The sequence below is a fragment of the Pseudomonas sp. H3_C08 genome, from assembly GCF_054669455.1.
On record NZ_CP162803.1, the window covers coordinates 3,047,666 to 3,059,826 of the forward strand.

General features: G+C 60.5%; 13 protein-coding genes and 2 pseudogenes. 6 read left to right on the top strand and 9 right to left on the bottom strand.

All coding sequences use genetic code 11. The features are described 5' to 3' along the window. Window positions 1–39: 39 nt before the first annotated feature. From AB4N74_RS13930 to AB4N74_RS13940, 3 genes are all read right to left on the bottom strand, one after another. Window positions 40–996 carry a quinone oxidoreductase family protein gene (locus AB4N74_RS13930; protein ID WP_460100827.1) on the bottom strand — a complete coding sequence of 319 codons (957 nt, stop codon included), beginning with the start codon at window positions 994–996 and terminating at the stop codon, window positions 40–42. A gap of 29 nt (window positions 997–1,025) precedes the next feature. Continuing rightward, the gene (locus AB4N74_RS13935; RefSeq protein ID WP_093433877.1) at window positions 1,026–1,199 is read right to left on the bottom strand and encodes a DUF1427 family protein; all 174 of its coding nucleotides are present in this window, start codon (window positions 1,197–1,199) and stop codon (window positions 1,026–1,028) included. A gap of 224 nt (window positions 1,200–1,423) precedes the next feature. After that, on the bottom strand, window positions 1,424–2,206 hold the full coding sequence (locus AB4N74_RS13940; RefSeq protein ID WP_093433875.1) for an AraC family transcriptional regulator: 783 nt from the start codon (window positions 2,204–2,206) through the stop codon (window positions 1,424–1,426). 136 nt (window positions 2,207–2,342) lie between these two features. On the opposite strand from AB4N74_RS13940, the gene AB4N74_RS13945 reads away from it, so the two are divergent. Together AB4N74_RS13945 and AB4N74_RS13950 are read left to right on the top strand one after the other, a co-directional pair. After that, the gene (locus AB4N74_RS13945; protein WP_093433873.1) at window positions 2,343–2,570 is read left to right on the top strand and encodes a DUF6555 family protein; all 228 of its coding nucleotides are present in this window, start codon (window positions 2,343–2,345) and stop codon (window positions 2,568–2,570) included. A gap of 40 nt (window positions 2,571–2,610) precedes the next feature. After that, window positions 2,611–2,883, top strand: coding sequence for a hypothetical protein (locus tag AB4N74_RS13950; RefSeq protein ID WP_116255995.1), 273 nt, complete (start codon window positions 2,611–2,613; stop codon window positions 2,881–2,883). A 25-nt stretch (window positions 2,884–2,908) separates the two neighbouring features. Here the strand turns inward: AB4N74_RS13950 and AB4N74_RS13955 are convergent, their stop codons facing one another. After that, the gene (locus tag AB4N74_RS13955) at window positions 2,909–3,073 is read right to left on the bottom strand and encodes a metallothionein (RefSeq protein ID WP_093433869.1); all 165 of its coding nucleotides are present in this window, start codon (window positions 3,071–3,073) and stop codon (window positions 2,909–2,911) included. A gap of 384 nt (window positions 3,074–3,457) precedes the next feature. Between AB4N74_RS13955 and AB4N74_RS13960 the strand changes: the two genes are divergently transcribed. Then, a complete protein-coding gene (locus tag AB4N74_RS13960; protein ID WP_460100833.1) occupies window positions 3,458–3,616 on the top strand; it encodes a hypothetical protein in 159 nt (52 codons plus the stop codon). A gap of 730 nt (window positions 3,617–4,346) precedes the next feature. Here AB4N74_RS13960 and AB4N74_RS13965 read toward each other — a convergent pair. Together AB4N74_RS13965 and AB4N74_RS13970 are read right to left on the bottom strand one after the other, a co-directional pair. Next, a complete protein-coding gene (locus tag AB4N74_RS13965) occupies window positions 4,347–4,799 on the bottom strand; it encodes a DMT family transporter (protein WP_093433867.1) in 453 nt (150 codons plus the stop codon). 3 nt (window positions 4,800–4,802) lie between these two features. Next, a complete protein-coding gene (locus tag AB4N74_RS13970; protein WP_093434363.1) occupies window positions 4,803–5,288 on the bottom strand; it encodes a DMT family transporter in 486 nt (161 codons plus the stop codon). Between the two features lie 113 nt (window positions 5,289–5,401). Here AB4N74_RS13970 and AB4N74_RS13975 point away from each other — a divergent pair, with 113 nt between their 5' ends. Further along, window positions 5,402–6,337, top strand: a complete 936-nt coding sequence (locus tag AB4N74_RS13975; protein ID WP_460100837.1) for a LysR family transcriptional regulator — start codon at window positions 5,402–5,404, stop codon at window positions 6,335–6,337. 224 nt (window positions 6,338–6,561) lie between these two features. On the opposite strand, the gene AB4N74_RS13980 is transcribed toward AB4N74_RS13975, so the two are convergent. From AB4N74_RS13980 to AB4N74_RS13990, 3 genes and pseudogenes are all read right to left on the bottom strand, one after another. Further along, window positions 6,562–7,383 (bottom strand): methyl-accepting chemotaxis protein, encoded by an 822-nt coding sequence (locus AB4N74_RS13980; protein WP_371748313.1) that lies wholly within the window; start codon window positions 7,381–7,383, stop codon window positions 6,562–6,564. Between the two features lie 84 nt (window positions 7,384–7,467). Continuing rightward, window positions 7,468–8,244: pseudogene (locus tag AB4N74_RS13985) on the bottom strand (cache domain-containing protein); the annotation flags it as partial. 198 nt (window positions 8,245–8,442) lie between these two features. Beyond that, window positions 8,443–9,759, bottom strand: a complete 1,317-nt coding sequence (locus tag AB4N74_RS13990) for a Na+/H+ antiporter family protein (RefSeq protein ID WP_093433861.1) — start codon at window positions 9,757–9,759, stop codon at window positions 8,443–8,445. A 1,436-nt stretch (window positions 9,760–11,195) separates the two neighbouring features. On the opposite strand from AB4N74_RS13990, the pseudogene AB4N74_RS13995 reads away from it, so the two are divergent. Further along, window positions 11,196–11,252: pseudogene (locus AB4N74_RS13995) on the top strand (hypothetical protein); the annotation flags it as partial. 201 nt (window positions 11,253–11,453) lie between these two features. Then, on the top strand, window positions 11,454–12,158 hold the full coding sequence (locus AB4N74_RS14000; protein WP_409373136.1) for a methyl-accepting chemotaxis protein: 705 nt from the start codon (window positions 11,454–11,456) through the stop codon (window positions 12,156–12,158). Window positions 12,159–12,161 lie beyond the last annotated feature (3 nt).

The window sequence follows — 12,161 nt, forward strand, 5'->3', positions numbered from 1 at the left end:
TCGCGAGCAGGCTCACTCCTACAGGGGTTTTGCGGTGTTTCAGGGGATGAGGATGACCTTGTCACCGCTGCCCTGATTCACATCGGCGTAGCGCGCCAGGCCTTCGGCCAACGGCGCTTCGACCAACCCTTGCGGCAACGGCAGCAAGCCTTCATCAAAGAACCGCCCGAACTGCTCAAGCATCGCCGCACACGCTTCAACGCCATACAACAACGAATTGATCCCGACCACCGACCCGCCCTTGCGATACAACGCCAGTGCCGGCAGTTGCACGTGCCCGTCCACCGGCGCGGCGATGATCGCGATCCGGCCGAAGGTGGCCAATCCCGCCACCGACGCTGGCAACCAGAAACCGGTGGTGTCGAAAATCACATCGGCGCCGCCGCGATACACCGCGTTGACCTGCGCGCCGAGGTCTTCGGGTTTATCCAGCTGGATCGTCTGATAACCCTGCGCCTGTAACTCCGCCACCTGCTCCGGGCGGCGCGCCGCTGCCAGCAACTGCGCACCACGCACTTTCGCCAGGGCCAATGCCGCCGAGGCCACCGCACCGCCACCGATCACCAGCAAACGTGTTTCAGCCGTCACCAGACTGCGTTCCAGCGCATCCCACGCCGTCGTGTACGGCACGCCGAGGCTGGCGGCTTGGGTGAAACTCAGATGCGAAGGTTTGTGCGCCACGCCATTGGTCGACAGTTTGACGAACTGCGCATGGGAGCCGTCGGCAAAAAAGCCCAGCTCACGACCAGTGCCCCAGACTTCCTGACCGATCAAGGCCTGCGGGCCTTCGACAACGACACCGGCAAAATCCCGACCGGGAATCCGTGGCAGCGTGGTGTAGGGGAAACGACCCAGGACGTTTTTCACATCACTGGGATTCAGGCCGGCAGCCTTGATCTGCACCAGCACTTCGTCAGCGCCGGGTACCGGGGTCGGCACCTCGACGTAGCGCAGGGAAGACAGATCGCCGGTTTTATCGAATTGCAGTGCTTTCATGGGGACATCCACCGAAGGAGAAAAAGAGTTCAGGACAGCCAGCCCGTCACCAGTTGCCGGCCCATCGGCCATAACTGTTCACCGGCAAGCATGCCGAGCAAACCGACCAGTGCGATGGCCGGTGGCGCCGGGGAACGGAAATCCAGCGCGCCATACAGCAGGCCGACGCCCAGACCAATGGCCAGTGAAATCAGGTAGTTCATGGGGAGGAACTCCGCCGTTTGAAGGGAATGGGCAGAGTTTAGGGAACCGGCGGGGATGGCATCGGCCAAGGACTTCTGAATTTCGGACAAGTATCGGATGCACACCACAGAACCCTGTGGGAGCGAGCCTGCTCGCGAAAGCGGTGTGTCAGTGAAGGATGAGTCAACTGATCCACCGCATTCGCGAGCAGGCTCGCTCCCACATTGGATTTATGCAGGTTTGGTTAATCGTGTTCCACTGCAAATTGTGAGGGCGCCACGCCAAGTTCGCGGCGAAACATGTCGCTGAAACTACTGGGTGAATAGCCGAGCTCCCGGGCAATCACACTCACCGCCACGCCCTGAATCAGTTCCGCCACCGCCGTCGCCAACTGCACCTGCCGCCGCCACTCAGCGAAGCCCATGCCGAGGCTGTCCTTGAACAACCGCGCCAACGTGCGCACGCTGGCCCCGGCATTTGCCGCGTGCTGCTCGAACGGAATCTCCAGCGACGGCGCTGCCATTACCGCCTGGCACAGGTTCATCAAACGCCGATCGGAATCATCCGGCATCGGGATCTTCAACTGTGAACGCCTGGCGCGTTTGAGTTCCAGCAAGGCCAGCCCGACCAACGCCTCGTAGTAGGCCGGTTCACCACTGTCGCCCTGCTCCACCAGCCCGACAATCAACTCGCGCAGCAAACCACCGACTTCGATCACCTGCACCGTCTGATCCAGCGTCGCCGCCAGCGCCGGACGCAGGTAGATATTGCGCATCTGCAAATCCGACACCACCCGAATCCCGTGCGGCACCCCCGGCGGCAACCACACCGCGCGCTGCGGCGGCACCACCAGCGCTTCGTGCGGGGTCTCGACCCACATCACCCCGCTCATCGCATACAGCAACTGCCCCCAGACATGCTCGTGCGGCTCGATAAACAAGCCGCGCGGATACGTGCGTGCCAGCGGTTGCACGGGCACATCGGTATCGCTGAGATCGGGCGGTGCGGCAAGGGCCATGGCGAGCATTCATTGGGGTTGGCGGGGAAACCATGGTAACCAGTGCGCCACGGCGTCGCCAACGATAGAGACCGTCGGACAATCCGAATGAATTTTCCCGGTGCGCCGCGATCCCTCTAATACTACAGGGAGGAATACGGGCTTTATGAACAACGCAAAACTCTATGTCATCGAATACACCCTCCACGGCACGCCCAAGTCCTTCATTATCCGCTCGGACAAGATGGACAATGTCGAGGCGTGGCACTGGGCGAGCTGCGACGCCGGCGTCGGTCGCATCCCGCGCTTTGGCCGTGAGAAGGTGCAGAAGACCAGCAAGCCGATGGCAGAAAAATTCGGCGTGGAAAACGTCGTGTGGCGACCGACCAGCTAAGCTCAGCCTGGCGATCGGCATCATTCGGGGGGAATGCACCATGACCAACATCAACAGCCCGGCGCATCTGGACTATGGCCTTGATACGTTGTTCGGGCGTATCACCAAAAGCGTGGATTGCCGCGTTGGGCTGGAGGCGGTCATAGATGATCCGTTTCGCTTCGCGTTGCGAGTGCCGGCACCGCTGCCGGAAGATCTTGATCAGGCGAAAACCGTCGTGGTCAGGGTTGAGGGGCGAAGGCTGCAGGGCACGGTGCGGCATACCGAACGGATGGACGATGAAAGTCTGAAACTGGAAGTGGAGCCTGATTAGGCTCCACTTTTTTATGCGTCGTTCGTCATCCGTGGGCGCATTTACAGCCCTTGGTTGAACATTCCTCACCACTCTTGTGGTGGTGAGCGCAGGCCTCGCAGCAATAGTGTTTGCCGTGGACGGCGTAGGAATGATCGCCTTCCTTGATCGTGCACTTGCAGCTGGGGCAGTCGCATTTTTTATCAGGCATGGGACAGACTCCTTGGGTGGGGGTTGTCTGGGGCTTGAAGGGCAAGCCCTAACACCCAGTGTAGGAGCTGCGGCAGGCTGCGATCTTTTGATTTTTTTTGCGATTGGGATTGGGATTGGGATTGGGAGCATATCCGTGGCTGCGGGTGTTGCCGCTGGCGGTTTCGCTCTTACAGCGAGTCCCTTTTTCAAACGCCAAAAAGGAACCAAAAGGCTTTGCCCCGGCGTACGGCACTTCGCTGAGGCTCAGTGTTCCCTCGCTACGGTGTTCATCCGGGGGCATCGCCTACGGTTGGCTTCGCTGCACCTCCTCTCGATGTATGCGGCTACGCCGCACGGCGCTGCGCGCCTAACCCCCGGATGAACACCTACGCTCGGCCTGCCGATGGGGCAAAAGATCAAAAGCCGAAGCAAGATCAAGAGCCAGATCAAGAGCCAGATCAAGAGCCAGATCAAGAGCCAGATCAAGAGCCAGATCAAGAGCCAGATCAAGAGCCAGATCAAGAGCCAGATCAAGAGCCAGATCAAGAGCCCCTCACCCTAGCCCTCTCCCAGAGGGAGAGGGGACTGACCGTGGTGTTTGGGAGAGCTACGCCGACGTGCGATACCGCGTTGAACTCAGGCTCTAAAAAGCAAAAAAAACAGCCCCTCGCCATGAGGAAAAGGGGACTAATCGAGGTGATTGGGCGAGCTACGCCGACGTGCGATACCGCGCTGAACTCAGGCTCTAAAAAGCAAAGAAATCAGCCTCTCACCCTCCGAGAAAGAGGGGACTGACTGAGATGTTTGGGAGAGCTACATCGAAGTGAAATACCGAGTCGAACTCAGATTTTGAAAAGCCCACAAATCGGCTCCCTCTCCCTCGGGAGAGGGCTGGGGTGAGGGGTGAATCCAACACCAATCCAAAGCCGAACACGCTGTTGCTCCTCACCACTCAACAGGATGAGCGTTAGCTCGGCTGCAGCTTTTGATCTGTAAAGCGACGTCGGAAGGCTGAGTGGAGGGATTGATCCGGGCGTGGGAGCGCAGCGACCGTTTGGCGCAGCCAAACACAGCGGGAGTAGGTGCAGCGAAGCAAACCGGAGACGCTGCGCCCGGATCGATCCCGCAGCGAAGGAACCCCGAGCCCCAGCGAGCGGGCCGCACGTAGGAGCAAGCGTTTTTTTGCTTACTTTTTTTAGGCGTTTGTAAAAAAAGTGAGTCGCCGTAAGGGCGAAACCCTAATCAGCCGTTACCGCAGCAATGGATATGTACTCAACCCAGATCAACCCAGATCACCCAGCCTGACGCGAACTCCGATACATAAACACCAAAGCCAACCCCAAACACCCCATCGCCAAAATCCGACTGGAAGAAAGCTCAATCGCCGGATTCCCCAGCCAGCCAAAATTATCAATCAACATCCCCATGCCCAACTGCCCGACAATAACCGCCACCGTCGCCACAGCAGTCCCCACCACCGGCACCGCCCCGACCATCACCATCATGTAGACCACACCAAACAGCGCCCCGGTCAACTGCCACTTCGGCACATCCAAAAGACTCACCGCATGCGCCGGCTCAAAAAACAAAATCAACAACCCGGTCGACACCGCACCGACAACGAATGTCAGCAAACTACTGCGCAACACCCCGACGCTCTCACCCAAACGCCCGTTGATCGCCGCCTGCACACTCAACACCGCACCGGCCAACACCACTACCGCCAACAAAATAACCAGACTCATCACTCACCCCCGCGCAATCAAAACAAGTGCCGCCACAATCAACCCCAACGCCAGCCACCGCTCGGCATTGACCTTCTTGCGCGTCGCGCCGAACCAGCCGAAATGGTCGATCAACACACTCTTGCCAACCTGCCCGGACAGAATCGCAATCATCGTCATGGCGATACCGATGTGCGGCGTTGCCAGGGTCAACACCACCACATACATCGGCCCCAGAAATCCGCCGATCAACTGCCAGCGCGGCAGATCAGTCAGCGCTGGGCCCTTCTGTGGCCCGGCAAACAACAACAGCAAAAACAGAATCGCCGAGCCGACCCCGAAGATGCTCAAAGTTGCCCACAGATGCCCGACCTGCACACCCAACGGCCCAAGCAATCCCGCCTCCACCGACAAACCCATGCCCGCCAGAATCACCAGCGGCAGCAACAACAGGCGCAACCCCGACTTCTTCACCGGCGCCCCGACTGCGACCTCCTCCAACGTCTGCATAAACAACATTCCACTCAAGTAAACGATGGCGCGGATTATCGGCTGGCGAAGCTGTGCGATAAATGGGAGCATCCGGACAACACTTTTGCGCAACCCGCACAGCAGGACACATCATGCACGGGCTCAATGAACTCGGATTCAAGGCACTCAGGCTGTTTGTGGCGGTGCTCGATCACGGCAGCTTTTCCGAAGTAGCCCGCCGTGAAGGCGTGGCGCCCTCCTCGATTTCCCGGCAGATCCAGTTGATGGAACAGGCGCTGAATCAGCAATTGCTCTATCGCCACACCCGAGCGGTGACGCCAACCGAAGCCGGGCGCATGCTCGGTCACCATGCGCGGCTGGTGCTGGTGCAACTGGAGGAAGCCGAACAGGCGCTGCAGGAACAGCAAAGCGAACCCACCGGCCTGGTGCGCATCAACGCCCCGGTAGTATTCGGTCAGCGCCATCTGACGCCGTGGTTGGGGAAGTTGTGCGCGCGTTATCCAAAGCTGCAACTGGATATCCAGCAGACCGACCATTACATCGACCCGTTGCAGGAAGGCGCCGACCTGCTGTTTCGCATCGGCCCGCTGCACGATTCGAGTATGCAGGCACGGATTCTGGCGCCGCACCGCTTTCAGGTCGCGGCCAGCCCGGCGTATCTCAAACGCCACGGCACACCGCAAAAACCCGAAGATCTCGCGCAACACCATTGCCTGGCCTACAAAGGCGCGGCCGGCCAGCAGCGCTGGTTTTTCCGCCGCGATGGCGAAGACTGGACGCCGTACTCGGTGAAAGGCCCGATCACCGGCAACCACGCCGACACCCTCACCCAAGCCGCCGAGCAAGGCCTGGGGCTGGTGATGTTTCCGTCATGGCTGATTGGCGAAGCGGTGCGCGACGGCACGCTGGTGCCGGTGCTGCGGGACTATCAGGTGTCGAACAGCCTGGAGCCGCAGCAGATTGCGGTGTTGTGGCCGGGGAGCCGCAGGTTGTCGGTGAAGGTGCGGACGGTGATTGATTTCTTTGTCGAATGTTTTGGTGAAGTGCCTTACTGGGACAGGCCTTGATATGCGTGAAGATCAAGAGCCCCTCACCCTAGCCCTCTCCCGGAGGGAGAGGGGACTGATTGGGGGATATTGCAGGTATGCACCGACCTGAAATCTCTGCTGTGAATCCATAATCGACTCGATTTCTCAGGTCGATGTATGGCGCAAGACAACTCGGTCAGTCCCCTCTCCCTATGGGCGGTCCGACGTTTCGGGAGGGTTAGGGTGAGGGGCTTTTCAAGCGGTCAAATACGGAACTGACCCACGAGTTTGCCCAGTCGCTGCCCCAGTTCCGCCAAACTACGCGAAGTCTGCGCCCCCAACTGCGTCTCATCGGCCACGCTGTCCACCGCCACCGCAATCTGATGCACGCTGCGGTTGATCTCCTCCGCCACCGCCGTCTGCTCTTCCGCCGCACTGGCAATCTGCGCGTTCATCGAGTTGATCGTCGCGATCAACTCGGCCATTGCATCCAGCGAAGCCCCGGCCTGATTGGCCTGCTGTGAAGTGCCGTCGCCCGCCTCACTGGAACGACGCATGGCTTCAACCGCTTGCTGCGTACCCGCCTGCAAACGATCGATCATCCCCTGAATTTCCTGCGTGCTGATCTGCGTACGGCTGGCCAGCGCCCGCACCTCATCCGCCACCACGGCAAAACCACGTCCGGCCTCACCGGCCCGCGCCGCTTCAATTGCGGCGTTGAGCGCCAGCAGGTTGGTCTGCTCGGCGATCGAACGAATCACCCCGAGCACGCCGACAATCGACGTCACGTCTTGCTGCAGGCTGTCCAGCGACACGCCGCTGCTGCGGATGTCATCGACCAGCGCATGAATCTGCTTGATGCTGCCGGCCACCACGCGTTTGGCGCTCTGGCCTTCTTCGTCGGTCTGCTGAGCGGCGACGGCGGCGTTCTGTGCGCTCTTGGCCACTTCCTGCGCGGCGGCAGACATCTCGTTGATCGCCGTGGCAACCTGATCGGTCTCGTGGCGCTGACGCTCCATCGCCTGATCCGAACGCTGGGCCTGATCGGACACTTGCGTCACCAGACCGGTCAGTTGCGTGGTCATCTCGGTGATCTGCCGCACCAGACCATGAATCTTGTCGACGAAACGGTTGAACGAGCCCGCCAGTTCGCCAAGTTCATCCTGGCTGGTGATGTTCAGGCGACGCGTAAGGTCGCCCTCACCCGCTGCAATGTCGTCGAGGTTGGCTTTCATCAGGGTCAACGGACGCAAAATGGTATTGGCCAGCAGCATCCCCGCCGCCGCGATCACCAACAGCACCACCACCGCGACGCCGACGATGCTCAGCACCACGCCTTGCATACGTTCCTGCACCTGCGCTTCGACCAGCGCCACTTGCGCTTCGATGCCGTCGAGGTTGACCGACGTACCGACCGCCATGTCCCACTTCGCCAGGTATTCGGTGTAACCGAGCTTTGGCACCAGCACGTTGGCGTTGCCCGGCAGTGGCGAGCTGTATTGCAGATAGTGGGTGCCGTCCTTCGCCACACTCACCAGACCACGATTGACGTAGACGCCATTCGGGTCGCGGTTGTCCTTGAAGCTTTTGCCCACGCCTTCGGGGTCGTTGGCCTTGAACAGGCGCACGGTCTCGGAGTCGTAGCCGAAGAAGTAGCCGTCCTTGCCGTAGCGAATGCCTGAGAGCAATTTGATCGCCTGCGCCCGCGCCTCAACGTCACCCGGCGCGGCCGCGTCGTACAGCGGCTTGATCGTGGTCATGGCCACGGCGACGTAGCTTTGCAGAGTGGCTTTGGCATCGCCGAGCAGACGCTCGCGGGTCTGGTCGACCTCTTTGTGCGCTTGCTCCTGGAGGATGAACAGCGTGGTCAGGCTGATGACCAGGGCAAAGAGCAACACCGGGAGAACGGCGAGGGAGAGGACTTTAGCCTTGAGGCTCAGGCGCATTGTGGGAGCTCACTCTTTTGGTTTTATTGGCGTGGTTAAAGGCTTTAACGGCACGTCATTACAAAAGTTGAGCAAAGGTATTACCCCATTCCCCTGTGGGAGCGAGCTTGCTCGCGAAGGCGTCGTGTCAGTCAACCATCAAGTCGCTGATACACCGCTTTCGCGAGCAAGCTCGCTCCCACAGAAGATCGGCGGGGTTCAGAGGACCATCGCGGCCACCCAGCCGAACGCCAGCAACGGCAGGTTGTAGTGCAGGAACGTCGGCACGACGGTGTCCCAGATATGGTGATGCTGGCCGTCGATGTTCAGGCCGGAGGTCGGGCCGAGGGTCGAATCCGACGCTGGCGAACCGGCGTCGCCCAACGCACCGGCGGTACCGACGATGCAGACAATGGCGATTGGGCTGAAGCCCAGTTGCACGCACAGCGGCACGAAAATCGCCGCCAGAATCGGCACCGTGGAAAACGACGAACCGATGCCCATGGTTACCAGCAACCCGACCAGCAGCATCAGCAACGCGCCGACGCCTTTGCTGTGATTGATCCACGACGCCGACGACTCGACCAGGGTCTGCACCTCACCGGTGGCCTTCATCACCTCGGCAAACCCGGACGCGGCGATCATGATGAAGCCGATCATCGCCATCATCTTCATGCCCTCGGTGAAGAGGTCATCGGTCTCGCGCCATTTCACAATGCCCGACACCGAGAAGATCAGAAAACCGACCAGCGCCCCGATAATCATCGAGTCCAGCAGCAGTTGCACGATGAACGCAGCAGCAATCGCCACACCGGCAATCATCAGGCTCAGCGGGTTGTACTGCACCGCCACTTGCTCGACCTGCTCGATCTTCGCCAGGTCGTATACGCGCCGCTTGCGATAGGTGATGAACGCCATCGCCAGGCCGAAGACCATGCCCAACGCCGGAATGCCCATGGCGTGGGTGACATTGATACCGCTGATGTCGACACCGCTACGGGCAACGTTGGCCAGCAGGATTTCATTGAGGAAGATGTTGCCGAAGCCCACCGGCAGGAACATGTACGGCGTGATCAGACCGAATGTCATGACACAGGCGATCAAGCGGCGGTCGAGTTGCAGCTTGGTCAGTACATAAAGAAGCGGCGGCACCAGCAGCGGAATGAACGCAATGTGGATCGGCAGAATGTTCTGCGAGGCAATCGCCACCACCCACAACAGGCCAATCAGCAGCCATTTGACGCTGCCACCGCCGGTCGAGTGCTGGCGATCGACCATTGCCAGCGCCTTGTCGGCCAGCGCATGAGCCAGGCCGGACTTGGCAATCGCCACGGCGAAAGCGCCGAGCAAGGCGTAGGACAACGCCACGGTCGCGCCGCCGCCCAAGCCGCTGTTGAACGCCTTGAGCGTGGCGTCGATGCCCAGACCACCGGTCAGGCCGCCGACCAGCGCGCCAACGATCAGAGCGATCACCACATGCACGCGGGACAGGCTGAGCACCAGCATGACGCCGACCGCCGCTATGACTGCATTCATTTCACTTCCTCGAAAAACACTGCGGTGGAAAACCGACCGCCAGACAGAATGAGTCCGCCAAAGCTTAACCGGCGGATTTGCAAAGAGGGTCTTATTAGAAGGGCGCGCACTGTGCCGCAGAGTGGCGGCGGTGTCAAAGCGAGCGCTCCCGGGTGCGTCAATCCGCCATATTGTGTTTCAACGATAAAGAAAGCCGAAACGCGGCCGTTACAGTGCAAAGTCTCAGATATTTATCGAATAAGGACGTCTCCATGTCGCTCAGACAACTTTCCATCCAATGGAAAATCACCCTGCTCGCCGGCCTCTGCCTGGCCGGTATCGTGACCCTGTTGGTAGGTCTTTCGCTGTATCGCATGGAGCACAGTTCTGAACTGGTGAAAGCTTCGAGCATGGAAATGCTCACCGAGTCGGCGCAGGCGCGCATCGAATCGCAAGGGGAAGTGCAGGCGGCCGGCATTCGCCAGCAGTTCATGGACGCCTATCAGTACGGTCACGGCTTCTCGCGGCAGGTACTGTTTCTGCGCGAGCAGGCCGAGAAGCGTTTCCTCGATGCCTTCGACCTGCGCGAAGACATGACCCGTCAGGTCAAATCCGCGCTGCAAGCCAACCCTGACCTGCTCGGCCTGTCGCTGGTATTCGAAGCCAACGCACTGGACGGCAAGGATGAACTGTTCGCAGGTCAGGCTGAACTGGGCAGCAACGACAAGGGCCGCTTCGCCCTGTACTGGTCGCAACCAACGCCAGGCAAAGTCACCTCGATGGCCCTGCCGGAAAGCGACATGGCCGACACCAGCACCGGCCCCAGCGGCCAAGCGGCCAATGCCTGGTTCACCTGCCCGCGCGCCACACTCAAGCCATGCGTGATCGAACCGTACTTCTATGTGATCGACGGACAGAAGGTGCTGATGACCAGCATCGTCTTCCCGTTGATGGTCAACGGCAAAGTCATCGCCTCGCTGTCGGTCGACATCAACCTCAACAGCCTGCAAGCGATCAGCCAGGGCGCGAGCAAAAAGCTCTACGACGGCCAGACCGCCGTGAGCATCATCAGCCCCGCCGGCCTGCTCGCCGGGTACAGCCCGGATGCCGGCAAACTCAGCCAGCGTCTGGATGCTGTCGACAAAATCAGCGGCGCCGAACTGCTGAGCAAGCTCGCCTCAAGCACCAGCGTGAGCAGCCTGCACAGCAACGGCCAGTTGAAAGTGCTGTCGCCGTTCCAGCCGATTCCCGGCGGCCCGTCGTGGGGCGTGCTGCTGGATGTGCCGGAAAAAGTCCTGGTCAGCCGCGCCGAAGCGCTCAAGCAACAGCTGGACGCGAGCAATAATTCCGGCACGTTGATCGAACTGAGCCTCGGCGTGCTGGCCGCGTTGATCGGCCTGCTGCTGGTGTGGCTGATGGCACGCAGCGTGACCAAGCCGATCCTCGGCGTGGCGCACATGCTCGAAGACATCGCCAGCGGCGAAGGCGACCTGACCCGCCGTCTGGCCTATGACAAAAAGGACGAACTCGGTCAATTGGCCGGTTGGTTCAACAAGTTCCTCGACAAGTTGCAGCCGATCATTGCCGAGGTGAAACGCTCGGTGCAGGACGCCCGCAACACCGCCGACCAGTCCTCGGCCATCGCCACCCAGACCAGCGCTGGCATGGAACAGCAATACCGTCAGGTCGATCAGGTCGCCACCGCGTCCCACGAGATGAGCGCCACTGCACAAGACGTCGCCCGTAGCGCTGCGCAGGCTGCCGAGGCCGCCAAGGATGCTGATCGCGCTACCCGTCAGGGCCTGACCGTGATCGATCGCACCACGGCGAGCATCGACACCCTCGCTGCCGACATGAGTGCGGCGATGGTGCAAGTCGAAGGGCTGGCGGCCAACAGCGAGAAGATCGGCGCGGTGCTGGAAACCATTCGCGCCATCGCCGAGCAGACCAACCTGCTCGCGCTCAACGCCGCGATCGAAGCGGCGCGTGCTGGTGAAGCCGGACGTGGATTTGCCGTGGTCGCCGATGAAGTCCGCAACCTCGCCCGCCGCACGCAAGAGTCGGTGGAAGAAACCCGTCAGGTGATCGAGCAACTGCAAACCGGCACGCAGGATGTAGTCGGTTCGATGGGCAACAGCCACCGCCAGGCTCAGGGCAGTGTCGAACAGGTTGGCCAAGCGGTGACCGCGCTGCGCCAGATCGGCGATGCGGTGACGGTGATCAGCGATATGAACCTGCAGATCGCCAGCGCCGCTGAAGAGCAGAGTGCGGTGGCCGAGGAGATCAATAACAACGTGGCGACGATCCGCGATGTGACCGAGTCGTTGTCCGGGCAGGCGAATGAGTCGGCACGGGTGAGCCAGTCGCTCAATAGCCTGGCGAATCAGCAGCAGAGTTTGATGGATCAGTTTCGCGTTTGATTT